This window comes from Nocardia sp. bgisy118 (assembly GCF_057708605.1).
The window spans coordinates 460,414-477,528 of the sequence record NZ_JBYISM010000001.1 but is presented as its reverse complement, the minus strand read 5'-3'; the positions used below and the strand labels follow the sequence as shown (position 1 = coordinate 477,528).

14 protein-coding genes are annotated in these 17,115 nt (G+C 68.7%); 3 read left to right on the top strand and 11 right to left on the bottom strand.

Annotated features, from left to right (window positions below; all coding sequences use genetic code 11):
- Position 1: 1 nt before the first annotated feature.
- The 3 genes from AC3EO7_RS02090 to AC3EO7_RS02080 form a co-directional block, all read right to left on the bottom strand.
- Complete coding sequence (locus tag AC3EO7_RS02090) at positions 2 to 991, bottom strand: DUF6745 domain-containing protein (RefSeq protein ID WP_435590296.1); 990 nt, start codon at positions 989 to 991, stop codon at positions 2 to 4.
- A 150-nt stretch (positions 992 to 1,141) separates the two neighbouring features.
- Complete coding sequence (gene msrA, locus AC3EO7_RS02085; protein ID WP_435590295.1) at positions 1,142 to 1,651, bottom strand: peptide-methionine (S)-S-oxide reductase MsrA; 510 nt, start codon at positions 1,649 to 1,651, stop codon at positions 1,142 to 1,144.
- Positions 1,652 to 2,092: 441 nt separating this feature from the next.
- Positions 2,093 to 2,920: a hypothetical protein gene (locus AC3EO7_RS02080; RefSeq protein ID WP_431968858.1), complete on the bottom strand. Its 828-nt coding sequence runs from the start codon at positions 2,918 to 2,920 to the stop codon at positions 2,093 to 2,095.
- Positions 2,921 to 3,352: 432 nt separating this feature from the next.
- On the opposite strand from AC3EO7_RS02080, the gene AC3EO7_RS02075 reads away from it, so the two are divergent.
- The gene (locus AC3EO7_RS02075; RefSeq protein ID WP_431968860.1) at positions 3,353 to 4,309 is read left to right on the top strand and encodes an alpha/beta fold hydrolase; all 957 of its coding nucleotides are present in this window, start codon (positions 3,353 to 3,355) and stop codon (positions 4,307 to 4,309) included.
- Between the two features lie 102 nt (positions 4,310 to 4,411).
- Here the strand turns inward: AC3EO7_RS02075 and meaB are convergent, their stop codons facing one another.
- From meaB to AC3EO7_RS02060, 3 genes are read right to left on the bottom strand one after another with little or no spacing between them, the layout of a single operon-like run.
- Positions 4,412 to 5,461, bottom strand: coding sequence for a methylmalonyl Co-A mutase-associated GTPase MeaB (meaB, locus tag AC3EO7_RS02070; RefSeq protein ID WP_435590294.1), 1,050 nt, complete (start codon positions 5,459 to 5,461; stop codon positions 4,412 to 4,414).
- On the bottom strand, positions 5,458 to 7,737 hold the full coding sequence (scpA, locus tag AC3EO7_RS02065) for a methylmalonyl-CoA mutase (RefSeq protein ID WP_431968864.1): 2,280 nt from the start codon (positions 7,735 to 7,737) through the stop codon (positions 5,458 to 5,460). The genes meaB and scpA overlap by 4 nt, the downstream gene beginning before the upstream one ends.
- On the bottom strand, positions 7,737 to 9,626 hold the full coding sequence (locus AC3EO7_RS02060; protein WP_435590293.1) for a methylmalonyl-CoA mutase family protein: 1,890 nt from the start codon (positions 9,624 to 9,626) through the stop codon (positions 7,737 to 7,739). Before AC3EO7_RS02060 ends, scpA begins: the two co-directional genes overlap by 1 nt.
- Positions 9,627 to 9,808: 182 nt before the next feature.
- Between AC3EO7_RS02060 and AC3EO7_RS02055 the strand changes: the two genes are divergently transcribed.
- Complete coding sequence (locus tag AC3EO7_RS02055; RefSeq protein ID WP_435590292.1) at positions 9,809 to 10,513, top strand: TVP38/TMEM64 family protein; 705 nt, start codon at positions 9,809 to 9,811, stop codon at positions 10,511 to 10,513.
- Positions 10,514 to 10,621: 108 nt separating this feature from the next.
- On the opposite strand, the gene AC3EO7_RS02050 is transcribed toward AC3EO7_RS02055, so the two are convergent.
- From AC3EO7_RS02050 to AC3EO7_RS02040, 3 genes are all read right to left on the bottom strand, one after another.
- The gene (locus AC3EO7_RS02050) at positions 10,622 to 11,554 is read right to left on the bottom strand and encodes a DUF4344 domain-containing metallopeptidase (protein WP_435590291.1); all 933 of its coding nucleotides are present in this window, start codon (positions 11,552 to 11,554) and stop codon (positions 10,622 to 10,624) included.
- Between the two features lie 328 nt (positions 11,555 to 11,882).
- Complete coding sequence (locus AC3EO7_RS02045) at positions 11,883 to 12,788, bottom strand: S1C family serine protease (protein WP_431969106.1); 906 nt, start codon at positions 12,786 to 12,788, stop codon at positions 11,883 to 11,885.
- Between the two features lie 209 nt (positions 12,789 to 12,997).
- Entirely contained in the window at positions 12,998 to 13,327 is a 330-nt protein-coding gene (locus AC3EO7_RS02040) for a hypothetical protein (RefSeq protein ID WP_488186252.1), read from the bottom strand.
- Positions 13,328 to 13,369: 42 nt separating this feature from the next.
- Here AC3EO7_RS02040 and AC3EO7_RS02035 point away from each other — a divergent pair, with 42 nt between their 5' ends.
- Entirely contained in the window at positions 13,370 to 14,485 is a 1,116-nt protein-coding gene (locus AC3EO7_RS02035; protein ID WP_431968874.1) for an alcohol dehydrogenase catalytic domain-containing protein, read from the top strand.
- 40 nt (positions 14,486 to 14,525) lie between these two features.
- Here AC3EO7_RS02035 and AC3EO7_RS02030 read toward each other — a convergent pair whose 3' ends face one another.
- Positions 14,526 to 15,260: a hypothetical protein gene (locus AC3EO7_RS02030; RefSeq protein ID WP_435590290.1), complete on the bottom strand. Its 735-nt coding sequence runs from the start codon at positions 15,258 to 15,260 to the stop codon at positions 14,526 to 14,528.
- Positions 15,261 to 15,438: 178 nt separating this feature from the next.
- Entirely contained in the window at positions 15,439 to 17,115 is a 1,677-nt protein-coding gene (locus AC3EO7_RS02025; RefSeq protein WP_435590289.1) for an asparagine synthetase B family protein, read from the bottom strand.

The window sequence follows — 17,115 nt, the reverse complement described above, 5'->3', positions numbered from 1 at the left end:
CTCAGGTGCGATGGAGGAGTTGGGAGTACTGCGCGCGGCTCAGGCCGTAGGTCCAGGCGGCCGCGGCGAGGGGGTCGTCGAGATGTCCCGGCACGGTCAGGCCGTAGCGGCGGCGGGTGCCGTCGCGTTCGACCGATCCGTTCACCGCGACGAGGACGCGTTCGTTGCGGGGCAGGTCGTAGAGCAGCAGGTCGAAGCCGGGGTTTCCCGGATCGGGCGCGGTCGCCATGAGCCGCATCCCGGCCTGCTCGAGGTAGGCGGGCCACCCGAGATGCTCGATCGCACAACGCCGTACCTCGACATTGGATTCGCGATCTATAGCGGCTGCCGTCGGGTCGGTGATCACCCACTCGGGCACCCGCGTGCCGTGCCAGAAGTACAGCTCCCAGCCGTCGCGGAAGCGCACGGCGGGGCCGTCGGCACAGTGCGGCCGCATCTCGTCGTGGTCGCCCGCCGTCTCCATGAGGAGCGTCTCCGGCGGGTCCGAAACGATGCACAGCCGTTCGTCCGGCCACCACCATGGGCCACATGCGCTGACGGTCGCGGCCAGCGCATCCCATAGCCGCATCGAACGGGGATGACGCCCGTATCGAACATCGGACCAAGCCGGAATCCAGCCGATCCCGAATCGAGTGTTCCACTGCAGCAATGGGCTGCGCCGACCGTGCGCCGCATCGAGAATCGGCTGCACGTAGTTGCTCCACGACGACAGCAGTGGCGTGGCAACCCACATCTCGAACAATCGACCCGGCATCTGGGCCGCACGCGGCAGATCGGCGGCGACGTCCGACCAAAGAGCCTGCGGCACAGTGCCATCGAGGCCGCGCCACCGCTGCCCCAGTTGATCGGACAGCCCCGGTTCACCGGTCGTCAACGCGATCAACGGCGAGGAGACCCACCGGAATCGGGGCGGACTCAGTCCCGCCGATTCGTAGAGTAAGGAGATCGCCGCTTCGGCGGCTGGACGGTCGGCGGGTGTGGTGGACAGCATCCGGCCCGACCATTTTCGACGGATTTCTGCAGCTTCTCGCTGCGTGAGACCACTCACCGGACGACGGTGGTGTCGTCCTTTCCACTGATCATGACAACAAGAGTGACAGACCGACCGCGCTTCGGCAACGGTCGGTCTTCGGCGAAACCCTTACGCGGTCTGCCGCTTCGGCAGTTTCCACCCGGGCCGCGGGAAGTGGCAGGTGTACCCGTCCGGGTAGCGCTCCAGGTAATCCTGGTGCTCCGGCTCGGCCTCCCAGAACTCGCTCGCCGGTGTCACCTCGGTGACCACCTTGCCCGGCCACAGCCCGGAGTCTTCGACATCGAGGATGGTCTCCAGCGCGGCCCGCTTCTGATCCTCGTCGAGGTAGAAGATGCCCGAGCGGTAGCTGGTCCCGATGTCGTTGCCCTGCCGATCCTTCGTGCTCGGATCGTGGATCTGGAAGAAGAACTCCAGCAGCGCGCGGTAGTCCGTCTCCGCCGGGTCGTACACGATCTCCACGGCCTCCGCATGGCCCGGATGATTCCGGTACGTGGGGTGATCGTTGCGCCCACCGGTGTACCCGACCCGCGTGGACAGCACCCCCGGCTGCTTACGAATCAAGTCCTGCATTCCCCAGAAGCATCCGCCGGCCAGAATCGCCTTCCGCGTGTCGGTCACGCGTCCTCCTTCGCAGAGCGAGCTGATGTAGTTCCCGACATCCATTATCGGCCCCACGTACAACCGAGGACCCGACGCGAAAAGTCCCGACCCTGTCGACACACGCACGGCGGGACGCGGCGCGATCACCGGTCTGCATGCCGCCTTCGCGCAGCTCGGCGAGCTCGAGGATCACGCGCTCGACACCGGGGACCTCGACGCCGAGGTCAGGCGTCTGCTCGGCTCGGGCGCCTCACGCTTGACATAACGGGCGCGGTCACCATCGGTGAGCCGGACCAGCGGGTATTCCCGGTCGGACTCTCGCTGGCACTCCTCGAAGCGAGGCTGGGCGCGGCGAGGCACCGCCATGAGTCCGATCGCCCGTGTCACCACGCGCGACAGACCCCGCCGTCGCTGTGGCAACGGCGGGGTCTCGTCCGGCTCTTCGCTACGAACGGGTGATCAGGCGAACTGCGAACCCACCGCGCCGCCGATGAGGCCGCCGACCGCGGCGGCGGGAAGACCGACCGCGGCCGCGCCGACCGCGGCGCCGATCGCGGCGCCTGCCACCGTCGCGCCACCGGCGACAGGGACGGCGGCGACCAGTGCCGCTCCGAGAGCGGGCACCGCACCTGCGCCGCAGGTGGGAACACCTGCCGCGGCGGCCGCGATGACGCCGCCCGCCGCCGTCCCCGCGACGCCGACCCCGAATCCGACGCCTGCCCCGATCAGCCCGCCGCCGACCCCGCCGATCACCGCGGCGGGCACACCCGCGACAGCCGCGCCGATCAGCGCGCCGCCGACGATGTTGCCCGCTCGATGCGAGTCGATGCCGACGCCGACGCCTTGCGATGCCGCCGTCACCTGGGCTTGGAACTCGGCGATACCGTGATTCACGCCGGCCAGCACGTCGCCGGGCACTTCCTGGGGCATGGGTGCGCTGAAGTCACCGACACGCAGGGTGTGCGGCGCGACCTCGGGCAGCTGCGGCTCCTGGTGGACTTCCGGCTCGACCGGCGCGCTCTGCGGAACCGGCTGCGGTTCCGGAGTCGCCGGTTCGACGCGCTCGAGTCCGGGGTCGACCTTCGGTTCGGGCACCTGGACAGGGTCGGACGGGCCCGGCTCGGCCGGCCGGATCGGCTCGGTGGTGACACCGGGCTGGCGGGGCGTCGTCGGCGTCACCGCAGGCTGCACCGGCTGCTCGGGCTGGGTGATGCCTGGCGTCGCGGGAGCGACGGTCGGGTCAGCGGTCGCCGTGCCCGCGCAGACCACGACTAGCGCGATCGGCACCGCACCTACCATGGGCCGGACGGCATTACGTGCCCCGGAGTTGGTTACCCGACGATGCCGACCTGCCACGGCAAACACTCCCACTGCGTAGGTGAAACACATTCGGAGAACAGGACGTCGATCGCTGCCGCGACGAACCCTGTTCCCGGCCAGTAAGTTACAGCACAATAGCCCGGGTGGGCACATCGTGGAAGGCGCGCGGTGATCCGTCACAGCATCGCGAGGTAAAAGCTCAGCTCACCGCCGTCTCGGTGCGTTCGGCCGCCCGCAACAGACCTTCGATCGCCGCGCCGGACCCGCCGAGCCGGACCTCACCTAGGTGGTGATTCCGCTCCACCTCTGGGGGACCGGCCTCAGCACTCGGGGGCCTGCTATCGGCGGCCGTGATGGCGGACAGTAGGACAAGCCACCATCAGCGAACCGGAGCACGCCATGTCGAACGTCAGCAGCATCGCCACCAAGGCGCGACGACGTCTCACGGTCCGGACCGGGGACGGTGTAAAACTCGCCGTGCGCGAATACGGCCCCCGCGACGCGGACCTCACGGTCGTGCTGTTGCACGGGCATTGCCTGCACACCGGATCGTGGGCCTACGTCCGAGACGCGCTGTTGCGTCGCTACGAGTGCGCCAGGGTCGTCTGCTACGACCACCGCGGCCACGGCGTCTCGGACGCGGCGTCGCATCGGACCTACAACATCGAGCAGCTCGGCGACGACCTGCGCCACGTCCTCGACGTGGTCGCCCCCACCGGACCGGTCGTCCTCGTCGGCCACTCGATGGGCGGCATGACCGCGCTGACCTACGCGGCCCGGTACCCGCACCAGATCGGCACACGCATCGTCGGCGTCGCACTGATCGCGACCGCCGCGGGCGGGGTCGCCGACGCCGGCTTCGGCCGCCTCCTGCGCAATCCGGCCCTCTCCCTGTTCCAGGCCGCGGTCCGGCGCGCTCCGAACACGATGCATCACGCGAAGCTCGTGGCGAGCAAGGTCTTCGCGCCGCTCATCCGCACCGCCGAATTCGGCGATCGCCGGGTCAGCCCCAGGGTTCTCGCCCTCGCGGGCGCGATGCACAACCAGACGTCGATCGTGACGATGGCGAGCTTCCTCAGCTCCTTCGCCGCCTTCGACCAGACCGAGGCGCTCGCCGTGCTGTCGAAGATCCCCACCTTGGTGCTGTGCGGGTCTGCCGACCTGATCACGCCGCCGTCGCATTCCGTCGCGATGGCCGCCGCCGTCGAGTACTCGGATCTGGTGCTGCTCGACGGCGCCGGTCACTCCGTGATCCTCGAGCAGCCCCGGCCGGTCGCCGACGCCATCGACCGCCTCCTCACCCGCGCGGAAGGCGCCTGCCGGAGCGAGGCCCCGCACCTCGAGCTGGTCTCGTAGCCCACTCGAACGGTCGCGCCGCGCCATCCGTCTGCCCGAAGCCCTCGGGGTCGGCCACCGGAGACGCTTCGCCGCGTCTCGGCCATCGCACCGCGCGGACGGTCAGTCGCTCGCGTTGTCGAAGGCGTCGAGGATTTCCTCGGCGGCGAGCGCCGCGGTCAGCGTGCCCTCGCGCACCTGCTTTTCCACCTGCGCGCGAATCGCTTTCACGTTCGGGTTGTCGGCGAGCCTGCGCAGCAGCTGGTCGTGCACCATCGTCCAGGTCCAGTCGACCTGCTGGCGGCGGCGCTTCTCGTCGAACTCCCCCGCGTCGGTGAGCACCCGGCGGTGCTGGAGCACCGTGTCCCAGAACTTGTCCAGGCCGACGCCTTCCAGACCGCTCATCGTCAGCACCGGCGGACGCCACAGCGCGTCGTGCGGGTGGATGAGGCGCAGCGCGCCGGCCAGCTCGCGCGCGGCCGCCTTGGCCTCCACCTCGTGCTTGCCGTCGGCCTTGTTCACCGCCACCAGATCGGCGAGCTCGAGCACGCCCTTCTTGATGCCCTGCAACTGATCTCCGGTGCGAGCCAGGGTCAGGAAGCAGAACACGTCGACCATGTTCGCGACCGTCACCTCGGACTGGCCGACGCCGACGGTCTCCACCAGGATCACGTCGTAGCCCGCCGCTTCCAGCAGCACGATGGTCTCGCGGGTCGCCTTGGCCACGCCGCCCAGCGTGCCCGCCGTCGGCGAGGGCCGGATATAGGCGTCGCGCTCCACCGAGAGCCGCGCCATCCGCGTCTTGTCGCCGAGGATGGAGCCGCCGGTGCGGGTCGAGGACGGGTCGACGGCGAGCACCGCCACCCGATGCCCCTTCCTGATCAGGTACATGCCGAGCGCGTCGATGAACGTCGACTTGCCGACGCCGGGAACACCGGTGATGCCGACCCGATTCGACAGGACCGCGCTCGCGGAACCGTGTGTCTCGGGGGTCAGCTTCAGCAGCAGCTGCTGTGCCAAAGCCCGGTGATCGGCCCTGGTCGACTCGACCAGGGTGATGGCCCGCGCCAAGGCGGCCCGCTCGTTGTTGCGGACCGCCGTGGCGAGTGCGTCGACGTCGATGGTGCGGCGCGCCGCTCCCCCGCGTGGTGGAGCGGAGTCTGCGTCGGTCATTCGGCGGCGGCGGATTCCGCGGCGCCGCTGCCGATGTCGTGACCGAGCTCGGCCGCGAGCTTCTTCAGCAGATCGATCGCCGCTTCGGCGATGACGGTGCCGGGCGGGAAGATCGCGGCGGCGCCCGCTTGGTAGAGCTCGTCGAAGTCACCGGGCGGGATGACGCCGCCGACGATGACCATGATGTCGGGCCGCCCGACATCGGCCAGTGCCTGCCGCAGGGCGGGCACCAGCGTGAGGTGGCCTGCCGCCAGCGAGGACACACCGACGACGTGCACGTCGTTGTCGGCCGCCTGCTGCGCCACCTCTTCCGGGGTCTGGAACAGCGGGCCCACATCGACGTCGAAGCCGAGATCGGCGAAGGCGGTGGCGATCACCTTCTGTCCTCGGTCGTGTCCGTCCTGACCCATCTTGGCGACGAGGATGCGCGGCCGCCGTCCTTCGGCCTCCGCGAATTCCTCGACGAGTTCGCTCGCCGTGGTGATGTTGGTGACCTTCCCTGCCTCGTCGCGGTACACGCCGGAGAGTGTGCGGATCTCGGCCTGGTGGCGGCCGTACACCTTCTCCAGCGCGTCGGAGATCTCGCCGACGGTGGCCTTGGCGCGCGCCGCGTCGATGGCCAGCGCGAGCAGGTTGTTCGCCATACCGCCTTCCGAAGAGGAAGCGGCGCGGGTCAATTCGTTCAGCGCCCGCTCGACGGCCACGGGATCGCGGTCGGCGCGCAGCTGCCGCAGCTTCTCGATCTGCTCGGCGCGCACCCGCGAGTTCTCGACCTTGAGGACCTCGACCTCGTGGTCCTCCTCCACCTGGTACTTGTTGACGCCGATCACCGGCTGCTGGCCGGTATCGATCCGCGCCTGGGTCCGGGCGGCGGCTTCCTCGATGCGCAGCTTCGGGATGCCCTCCGAAATCGCCTGCGCCATACCGCCGTGCGCCTCCACCTCGGCGATGTGCGCGCGGGCGCGGTTGGCAAGCTGGTGGGTCAGCCATTCGACGTAGTAGGAGCCGCCCCACGGGTCGATCGGCCGGGTGGTGTTGGACTCCTGCTGGATCAGCAGCTGGGTGTTGCGGGCGATGCGCGCGGAGAAGTCCGTGGGCAGCGCCAGCGCCTCGTCGAGCGCGTTGGTGTGCAGCGACTGGGTGTGGCCCTGGGTCGCGGCCATCGCCTCGATACAGGTGCGCGCCACGTTGTTGTAGGCGTCCTGCGCGGTCAGCGACCAGCCGGAGGTCTGGGAATGGGTGCGCAGCGACAGCGATTTCGCGCTCTTCGGCTCGAACTTCGCGACCAGCTCGCTCCAGAGCAGCCGTCCCGCACGGAGTTTGGCGACCTCCATGAAGAAGTTCATGCCGATGGCCCAGAAGAACGACAGCCGCGGCGCGAACTTGTCGACCTCCATGCCCGCGTCGATGCCCGCGCGGATGTACTCCACGCCGTCGGCGAGGGTGTAGGCCAGCTCCAGATCGGCCGTGGCTCCGGCCTCCTGGATGTGGTAGCCGGAGATGGAGATCGAGTTGAACTTCGGCATCTTCGCGCTGGTGTAGGCGAAGATGTCGGAGATGATCCGCATCGAGGGCTTGGGCGGGTAGATGTAGGTGTTGCGGACCATGAACTCCTTCAGAATGTCGTTCTGAATGGTTCCGGCCAGCTGTTCGGGCGCGACGCCCTGTTCCTCCGCCGCGACGACGTAGAGCGCCAGGATCGGCAGCACCGCGCCGTTCATCGTCATCGACACGCTTACCTGGTCCAGGGGAATGTGGTCGAAGAGCTGGCGCATGTCGAGGATGGAGTCGATGGCGACGCCCGCCATGCCGACGTCACCCTGCACGCGCGGGTGATCGGAGTCGTAGCCGCGGTGCGTCGCGAGGTCGAACGCCACCGACAGGCCCTTCTGACCGGCCTGCAGGTTGCGGCGGTAGAAGGCGTTGGAGTCGGCCGCGGTGGAGAAGCCCGCGTACTGGCGGATGGTCCACGGCTGGTTGACGTACATGGTCGGGTACGGACCGCGCAGGAACGGCGCCACACCCGGCACGCTGTCGAGCGGATAGCCCTCGGCCGCGACGGCGTCGCGATCGGCCTTGGTGAACACCGGCGGCACGTCGATGCCTTCGGGGGTCGACCACACCACTTGCTCGGGGGTGTAGTTGTTGGCCGCCGCCGCGCCCTGCATGTAGGCCTCGACCTGGGCGGCGTCGACCGCGGCAGGTTCGGGCGCGTGCTCGTCGAGCGGCACCTCGGCGAAATTGCCGATCACGTGCTTGATCTCACGCGTAGTCATCAGGCTCCCACCTTCTCCAGCAGGCCGGACAGCGCCGCCACCGCGTCGATCTTCGCGGCGAGGAATCCGTCCGGGCGCTGCGTGCCGCTCAGCTCGGCGACGGCCTTCGCCGCACCCGCCAGCAGCACCGTTGTCACACCGGCGGCGCGCAGCGCATCGACCGCCGCGCCCGCCTCCGCGCCGTAGCGCGCGTCCGAACCGCAGAGTACCGCGATCGGGGCACCGGCTTCCGTTGCGGCGGAGGCGATTCCGGGCACGTCCAGCGGGCCCGGGTTGATCGACTCGATACCGCCGGAAGCCAGCAGGTTCGCGATGAAGGTGACCCGCACGTTGTGCTCGGCCACCGTGCCGAGCGGCACGAGCAGCGCCTTCGGCCGGGTTCCGTTGGCCGCCAGGTACACATCGGACCGGTCACGCAGCGCTTCGAAGGCCGCGCCGTAGCGGGCGACCCGGCTCGGCGTGCGGGCCGCCGCCGAGAGCGGCTGCTCGGCCAGGTTCGGGAATTCGTTGACGCCGGTCACCGCGGTCTTGCGGTGCGCGACATCGGAATCGCGGGCGGCCTTGGTGGCGGCGACGCGCTCGGCGAGCAGACCCGAGTCCAGCGCGGCCAGATAGCCGCCCGCGGCCTCCAGCTCCTGCATGAATTCCCAGGCCTTGGCGGCCAATTCGGCGGTGAGCTCCTCGACGTACCAGGAGCCCGCGCCCGGATCCTGGACGTGGCCGAGATGCGATTCCTCCAGCAGCAGCAACTGGGTGTTGCGCGCCATGCGGTCCGCGAACGATTTGGATACGTTCAGTTCACCCGCGGGCAGCGCGGAGTCGAAGGGCAGCACGGTCACGGTGTCCGCGCCGCCCACGCCCGCGCCGAACGCGGCGAGCGTGGTGCGCAGCATGTTCACCCAGGGATCGCGCTGGCTCATCATGGCCGCGGAGGTCACCGCGTGCTGCGGTGCGCCGCCGAAGTCCGGCGCGCCGCACGCGTGCGCGACGCGGGCCCAGAGCTTGCGCGCGGCACGGAATTTCGCGATCGTCGCGAACTGGTCGTCGGTGGCGGCGAACCGGAATTCCAGCTGGCCGAGCGCGTCCGCGATGTCCTGGCCCTCGGTGAGCGCACGCAGATACTCCAGGCCCGCGGCCACCGCGGCGCCGAGTTCCTGCGCGTCGGAGGCGCCCGCGTCGTGGAAGACGGTGCCGTCCACGGTGATCGCGCGCGCCGACTCCGGCCGCGCGATCGCCTCGGCGGCCAGCGCGACGGTCTCCGCGAGATCCGCGTCCGCGACGCCGGCGAAGCGGCTGGTGAGCGGCGCCGCGCCGAGCGAGATCCGGATATCGGCCCGCTGCGGCGCCTCGTAGCCGTCCAGCGCCGCGAAAAGCGCTGCGGCGGCGGACGATACGTGCTCGCCCGCGTCCAGGGTCAGCGGCGCCAGCTCGAAGAGCAGACCGTCCAGCGCCGCGGACAGCTCGGTGACCGGGACGCCGCGCTCGCCGACGCCGAGCCAGATCGCGCTGATGCCGTTCTCCAGTCCGGCCAGGATCTCCCGCTTGGCGGCGGCTCCGTCGCCCGCGCCGACGAAGGCGCTGACGTACCAGCCGCGGTGCACGTCGCGCGTGGCGTCGCGGCCGCGCACGAAGGGGAAGGCGCCGGGCAGCGGCAGTTCGGGCCGCTCGTCGCGCCGGGTGTACAGCGGTGCGACGGTCAGCCCGTCGTAGGTGGTCTGCGCGAGCAGCTGCTCCGGCTCGTCCGGCAACTCGGCGACCTCGACCCTGCGCGCCTTGGCGAGCACACCCGCGACACCCTTACGCCAGGCGCCGTACTGGGGAACCGGATCCGCGCCCTCGGGTGGCTCCACGAGCTCCGCGCCCGGAGACGGATCTGAAGCAATCGGCATAGCTGCTGTTCCTCTTCCACTCGACCACGGGGCGCACCCGGGGTGCGCGCCCAAACCGTCGCATTCGCCCAGCTCAGCGAGTACTTCGGTTAACGAGCATTCGTCCCGTTTCCCTCGATGCTAGCGGCAGCGGCAGCATCGGTTGACCCTGGCCGCCACTACCAACCGGTAACCTGTCGCGGGTGACCAGGCTGTTCCGTAACCCGCGTATCCTCGCCTCGCTCGCCGGCGTGGGTGCGCTGTTCGTCGCGGTGCTGCTGGTCCCGCTACCCGGTCCGACGCAGATCCAGCAGTGGGCAGGCTCGGTCGGTCCGTGGTTCCCGCTGGTGTTCTTCGGGGTCTATTCGATTCTGGCAGTGGCGCCGCTGCCGCGCACGGTACTGACCGTCAGCTGCGGTGTGCTTTTCGGAGCATTGCCCGGCACCGCGGTCGCGCTCTCGGCCACGGTGGTCGCCGCCGGTCTGGCGCTCCTCTCGGTGCGCGCGCTGGACCGCACCAAAGTGGCGTCCCGGCTCACGCATCCCGCCGTACGGGCCATCGACGAACGGCTGGAGCGGCGCGGCTGGCTGGCCGTCGGTTCGCTGCGGCTCATCTCCTTCGCGCCGTTCTCGGTGGTCAACTACTGCTGCGGACTCTCCTCGATCCGCTTCTGGCCGTACCTCGCCGCCACCTTCGTCGGCTCGGCCCCCGGCACCATCGCCACCGTCATCCTGGCCGACGCCCTGACCGGCGGCTCCCATCCCGCCATGGTGGTGGTCTCGGGCGTGTGCCTTGCCATCGGACTGCTCGGGCTGGTGGTCGACGCCCGCTGGCAGCCCGAAGCGCTACCGTCCGAAGCCCTACCATCCGAGGATCTGCTCGCCGAACCGCTGGCCGTCCGCGACTGACCGGATCACACGGCTCGCGTCCGGTTCGGCCACTGCACTCGATCGCATTCCGGCGACGCGGCGGGCGCACAGGGGCAAACCCCGAATCGAGGGGATGACCGGCCAGCTCTACCGGGTCGTTGTCGTGGCGGGTGCCGCACCCGTGGTCGTGGCGCCGGTGGCGTCGGAAACGCCGAGGTTCACCTTGATATAAGGCTTCAGCAGGGTCTCCCACGAACCGCGCATCTTCTTGTACTCGTCGACGCAGCTGATGGCACGCTCCAACGGCAGGCGCCCCTTCTGATCCGGCTCACCCGGCATGGTCACCAGAACGCCGAGCACGTCGGGTAGCGCGCCGTAGTCCCAGCACAGCAGGTTGTAGGCACGTACCTGGGAGAGGGAGTGTTCGTCGGCGAAGGAGTGCGCGTCGAAGGTGCCCGGATCGTCGGAGATGTCGAACCAGAAGTCGGCCGCCGCGGCCACGCTGCCGACCCCGGTGGGGCCGGGGGTGGTCAACTCGAGCAGGGCGGCGAGCTGGTCCGCGGAGTCCTCTTCGCGTCCCGTCGTGGGCAGTGAATACAGATCGATCGCCATGTGTCCGGACTCGTGGAAGGTGATCATGCGTGTCACGCCGTCGAAGTACAGGTTGAAATAGTCAGGGCGTCCCTCGGACTGCGCCCTCGCATACTTCTCGGCCTCCCCGAACATCTCGTAGCAGAGGACGATCGATTGCTTCTCGGGGTCCCAATAGGCGTTGAACCCGCCGCATTCCATGCCGACGACCGGAACATCCTTCGGCAGCCGGTACATCGCACCCAACGCCTCGGCCAGGTCTTCGATGACGTGGTTGTCCTGAGCGACGCTCTTACCGTCCTTCGCCAGCTCCGAAAGCATCGCACGGTCGTACTTGGGCACGAATTTCCCGGTGTCCGGCGCCTGGCCCGCGGTCGCGGTGGTCGTCGCCGCCGACGCAGGCTTCTCCCCGTCGTCCGCCGTACACGCCGCTGTCGCCGCGACCACCATCGCCGCGGTCCCGGCCCATCGACACCAATTGGGAACCATCGAAATCCGCCTTTCCATACCGCAGGACCCCAACACTCGATGATTGCCACATGGTAGCAACGCCGCGTACTCGACACCGTGGGTTTCCCTCGTATCGCCGAGGCCTCACGTCACACCATGACGTTCACCGATACACCGGCCAATCCGAGGATCGCCTGCCAGAAGGCCGCCCCGAACTGAACAAGATGGCATTTTCCAGGCAGATTCGAACAGTCCCCGAGAGGACGGTTTCGGCAAGGTGCGTCGATGTCGCGTACCAGCGGTTGGCCGTCGGCAGCCCGGATTCGCCAGGCCGCATCGCAGACAAACCGCCGTTGCTATCGAGTAGCTAGTCGACGGTCAGTTCGCTCGGTACGGCGATCACGTCGACCATCGCGCCGTTGCGCAGCACGGTGACCGGGGTGGGTCGGCCGATGGCGTCGGCGAAGAGCTGACGCTGGATGCCCTGGGCGTCGCGGACTTCCGACCGCCCGACGCTGAGCACCAGGTCGCCGCGGTACAGCCCGGCGGTGTCGGCGGGCGCGCCGCGCACCACCTCGACGATGCGCACCCCTGCCTGTTGTCCGGTCCGCTCGGCCACGTCGGACGGCAACGGGGCCGGGACACCGACCAGTCCGAGGTAGGCGCGGCGGACACGGCCCTCGGAATGCAGGGTGGCGATGATGCGTCGGGTGGTGGCGTTGATCGGAATGGCAAGTCCCAGGCCGATTCCCGCGACGGCGGTGTTGATGCCGACCACCCGACCCGCCGAATCCGACAGCGCTCCACCGGAATTGCCGGGATTCAGCGCGGCGTCGGTCTGGATGACGTCCTCGATGACCCGTCCGGCGCGGCGCGAGGCGACCGGCACCGCCCGCCCGAGCGCGCTGACCACGCCCGCGGTGACCGAACCCGCCAGACCCAGCGGACTGCCCACCGCGACGACCAACTGACCGACCACGAGCTTGTCGGCGTCGCCGAGCACCGCCGCGCCGGGCCCGCCACCGCCCCGCACGCGCAGCACGGCCAGGTCCGAGAGCGGGTCGATGCCGACCACCTCGAAGCGGGATTCGACGCCGTCGGCGAACACCACCTCGCCGCGCGTGGCCGCGCCGATGACGTGGGCGTTGGTGAGCAGGAATCCGTCGTCGGTGAACACCACGGCAGAACCGCTCCCCCGCCGGGTTCGCAGGCTCGCCACGTGTGGCGTGACCGATTGGGCCACCGCGATCACCGTTCGCGAGTACGCGTCCATCGCATCGTCCACACCGACCACCCTCTCGCCATCGAAACCAGGCACCTCCCAGGATGCCCCCGCCCGCAGCGCCGCGCACCGTCTTTTGCACCGAGCGAAAACCGCCGGGCGCGGCGGGCGAAAGTTCAGTTGTCCAATCGAATTCCTCGTCGCGGAACGTCACATGACGCCCTTGTCATCGATGCGCCGCGTCAAGACCGCTGAACATGTCAAGCCGCCCGGCGCCGCCGCCGCGGGCGATCCACGCCGCATTCGGCGACCGAGGTCGTTCGGCGGACAATTTCCAGCACGATCGCCTGTTCACCGGCACCACCGATCCCGATCGAACAAACGGCGAAATGGCCGCGAAGGTGGCCTCGAGTCAGTTTTCGTCCGCGAAACCGAGGTGAATTCAGGATGTTACGGCGTTCATGTCGAAGACCGCCGGGTACCGCCACCATGAAGCAGTGGCGAATCACGATCATCGATCCGCCGACGATCGGGTCCGTTAAACTCCCCGTGTGGCGGAATGCGCCCATCAAGCCGAATCCCGCACACATCGATCATCTGCTTCACCGACGATTCCGAACAAGGAGTGCGAAGTGGATTATGCCGGAACATCCGAGGATCGGATAATACGCGCGCGTTGCCTCGTCGTACCGCCCGATTCCACGGGCGCGCCGCGCGAGGTGATCAGAACGATGGATGCCATCGATCCGCGCGGCCCCTTGATTCGCACCCTGGAGGTGGGCGTCTGCGGGACCGACATCCAAATCGTCGCGGGGACAGAGGGACAGCTACCCGCGTCGGCGGACGAAATGGTGCTCGGCCACGAGGTCCTCGGGCGGGTGGTGCACAGTTCGACGCCCGGAATCGAAACCGGTCAGTTGGTCACCTGCGTGGTCCGCGATCCCGATCCGGTGCCGTGTAGCCAATGCCGCCGGGGCCGACCCGACCTGTGCAGCAACGGATCGTGGAAAGAGCGCGGCATTCGCGAACTCGACGGCTTCATGGCCGAGTACTGGCGCGCGCCTGCCGACAAACTCGTCCCCGTTCCGGAGGAGCTGATCCACCTCGGCGTGCTGATCGAGCCCGCATCCATCGTGGTCAAGGCGCTGGACACGCTGCGAACGATGGACCAGCGGCTGGGCATGTCGGATCCGTCCGGCCATACGCTGGTGATCGGCTGCGGCATCATCGGCCTGCTCACCACCGCCTTCCTGCGATTCGCGGGACACAAGGTGACCGTGGTGGATCCCGCGCCGCCGGGTTCGCTCGCGGCCCAGGCGGCGACCTCTTTCGGCGCGGAATACCAATCCCACCAACTGGTTCCCGGCGACATGGTGACCGAGCAGACGATCGCGGCCCACCGCAGCATCATCGACGCGGCGGGCGTGGCGTTCCTGCCGCGGTTGCTGGCGACACACGGCGCGGAGAACGCGTCCTGCTGCGTCGTCGGCCTGCCGAGCGGGCAGCACGCCGAGGTGGACGGCGGTGCGCTGCTCGGCACCATGGTCAAGCGCAATCAGGTGCTGTTCGGCGTCGTCAACTCCTCGCGGGTGCATTTCGAGGACGCGATCGATCTCTTGCGCGAGGTCGATGCCACCTGGCCCGGCGTCATCGGCTCGACGACGACGCGCATTCCCTTCGATCGTTTCCGGGAAGCGTTTCTCCCGCACGCGCGGGCGGGCGCGAAAGAAATTCTCGTCTTCCGATAATTCTCTGCGGAAAAATGTAGCGGCGGCACTCGAACCGCCGCTACATCTCTTCGTATCCGATTATTCGAATGTTGCTGTATTCGAGCCCGTCCAATTCACAATGCACGGCCACGAGAAAATCCTTTTTGTCGCGGATGAGATTCCAGACATCGGTGCCCCTGGCCACCCGCTCGAGCAGTGCGATGGTGGCGATCAGCGTGCCGAAGGCCCAGACGCCGAACAGCGCGACGCACCGTTTCCCGGACGGCGTGCGGCTGACCGCGATGAATCCGTAGTCCTCGAGCAGCGAGCCGTTCTCGTCCGCGGTCACGTCGTAACTCATCGAACCGTAGGACGCCACGTGCTCGGGATAGCGAATCTGGAACTTCGGAAAGCACCGCTTGAGAAGATTCCCGGTCAACCTGTTGACGCTCGGGCCGCCGATGAGAATCGTCAGACCGTGAGTGTCCTGGTAGGCGTCCTGGGTGCTGATACTGATCCGATTCCGATTCCCGAGCCCGCGCCAGGCCAGCACGGCCTCGGCGATCGCGCCGCCCTCCGCCATCGGCATCACCCGGACATTCGGCGGCATCTCCGCCTTCTGATCGGTGCCGTAGATCGAGAGCCAGCCGGCATGGAAATCGGGGATCACTATCTGAATGTCCTGGCCTTCGGCCAGGACATTCAGGTGTCCGAATTTACGCCGGACCCGCGTCGCGTCGTAGAACCGCGTCACCCCGAACGTGGTGGTCGCGACGATCAGTCCCGACACGATACTGAGTAGCCAGGTAACCATCGAGCGTCGAATCCTGTCTTCGAGAAATGGTCAAAGGCCATCCGATCACTCTGCGAGCGGTACTCGTGACGGGCTCGGCAGCGAAGAGGGCCGCCATTCGGATAGTGCCAGTTTCGGCTTGCGGTGTCCCGGGATTCGCGGACTCGCGCCGAAGTCGTCCGCACCGCAGCGTAATCCACTATCGTGCGGCGGGCTCCGTCGTACCGCCGGGCACGGTCCCGTCCGAGCTCCGCGGCGGCAACGCGCTCAGCCACGCGTCGAGGAACCACAGCGCCCACAGGATTCCGCTCTTGTCGTCGAGCCCGCGGTCGTGCGAGTCGATCAGTGCCCGAACTCGTTTCTCGCCCAACAGCTCCGTGGCCACCGTGCCGTGCGGCAGCGCGTCGTGCAGGTGGGCGCGCAGTGGGCCGCGGAACCACTCGGCGAACGGGATCCAGAACTTGTGCTTCCTGCGCTTCAGTATGCGATCGGGCAGGTGCGCCGCGATACCCGCCCGCAGCATGGCCTTGCCGTCCAAGGCCCGGTAGCGCTGATCGGCGGGCATCCCCGCGACGAACGACAGCACGCGCGGATCGGCGAACGGCAAGACGCTGGTCATCCCGGCGCCGCCGAAGGTGTGGTGGTCTTTGCGATACACGCCCTCGGTCAACCAGGTCTTCCACTGGCCGAACAGCAAACGGTCCAGCGCGGTGTGCGCTCGATGCTCCTCGTACAGACCGGCCAGAACGCCGAGCGCGAGGTCCTCGCCCCCGCCGAGCGCGTCGTACATCAGCGCGCGATCCTCCGGACTGCCCAGCCCGATCTGCCCCAGGTAGTACCGCGCCAGGTCCGTCGATTCCGCGGGGAGAGGCACGAGGTGGATGTCGTCGTGCGGCGACATCGGGAAACCCATCACCTCGTCGCCGCCTTCGCCCGTGACGATGTGCGAGCATCCCAACTGCGCGGCGCGCTCGGCGATCGCTTGCGTGGCGACGATCGCCTGGTCGGCGTTCGGACTGTCGAAGGCGCGCACCATGTTCGGCAGGCGCTCGACGATCTCGGGCCCGACCGGCACCACGACGTGGTCGAATCCGAACCGTTCCGCGACGATCGCGGCGTATTCGGTTTCGTCGTACCCGGCCTCGCGGAACGACGCGGTGAACGCGGTCGGTCCGATCCCCAACCGGGTGGCGAGCACGGTGGCGTTGGTGCTGGTGTCGATGCCGCCGCTCAGCATCATGCCCACGCGCTCCGCGGGCGCGATGCGGCGGGCGAGCGAATCGGTGAGCAGGTCGAGCACCTCGGCCGCCAGCTGCTCGGGCGCGATCGCGTCACCCGCCGACGGCTCCGCAGGCCGCGGGAGCGAGGCGTGGTGACGCACGTGGCAGCCGCCGCCCCGCCGGGTCACCACGGCGCCCGGAGGCAGCCGCCGCACCCCGTCGAAGATCGAAAACGGCGCGGGGACATATTGAAACGTCAGATACAGGGCGAGACCTTCGCGCGACACCGTGCCGGTCCCGACGTCGCAGGGCCGCGACCCGAACGCGAACGCCGAGCCGGAGTCGCGATAGCACGCGTGCCCGAATCCGCCGGGGTCGCTCACCAGGTGCGTCTGCCCGCGGGAACGATCGTGCACGACGGCGACGTAGTGCCCCTCCTGCGCGGCTACGGCCGACATCCCCTGCTTGCGATAGAGCGCGAGCAGCTCCGCCGCGCCGCCGCCGGAGCAGAGCCAACCGTCGAGAACGCAGACCGCGTCGTCGGTCTCCTCGACGCTGTACTGCGCGCCGTCGGCCGAGACGACGATGTCGTCCACCGCGCGCCGCCAGCCGCCGTAACCGCCACCTTCGGCACGCGGCCGGACCAGAATCCCCAT

Excerpts from the sequence above, each read along its gene's own strand:
- AC3EO7_RS02090 (WP_435590296.1), bottom strand. The coding sequence starts at position 991 with ATGCTGTCCACCACACCCGCCGACCGTCCAGCCGCCGAAGCGGCGATC.
- AC3EO7_RS02075 (WP_431968860.1), top strand. The coding sequence starts at position 3,353 with ATGTCGAACGTCAGCAGCATCGCCACCAAGGCGCGACGACGTCTCACG.
- meaB (WP_435590294.1), bottom strand. The coding sequence starts at position 5,461 with ATGACCGACGCAGACTCCGCTCCACCACGCGGGGGAGCGGCGCGCCGC.
- scpA (WP_431968864.1), bottom strand. The coding sequence starts at position 7,737 with ATGACTACGCGTGAGATCAAGCACGTGATCGGCAATTTCGCCGAGGTG.
- AC3EO7_RS02060 (WP_435590293.1), bottom strand. The coding sequence starts at position 9,626 with ATGCCGATTGCTTCAGATCCGTCTCCGGGCGCGGAGCTCGTGGAGCCA.
- AC3EO7_RS02050 (WP_435590291.1), bottom strand. The coding sequence starts at position 11,554 with ATGGTTCCCAATTGGTGTCGATGGGCCGGGACCGCGGCGATGGTGGTC.
- AC3EO7_RS02045 (WP_431969106.1), bottom strand. The coding sequence starts at position 12,788 with ATGGACGCGTACTCGCGAACGGTGATCGCGGTGGCCCAATCGGTCACG.
- AC3EO7_RS02040 (WP_488186252.1), bottom strand. The coding sequence starts at position 13,327 with ATGTGTGCGGGATTCGGCTTGATGGGCGCATTCCGCCACACGGGGAGT.
- AC3EO7_RS02030 (WP_435590290.1), bottom strand. The coding sequence starts at position 15,260 with ATGGTTACCTGGCTACTCAGTATCGTGTCGGGACTGATCGTCGCGACC.
- AC3EO7_RS02025 (WP_435590289.1), bottom strand. The coding sequence starts at position 17,115 with ATGGGGATTCTGGTCCGGCCGCGTGCCGAAGGTGGCGGTTACGGCGGC.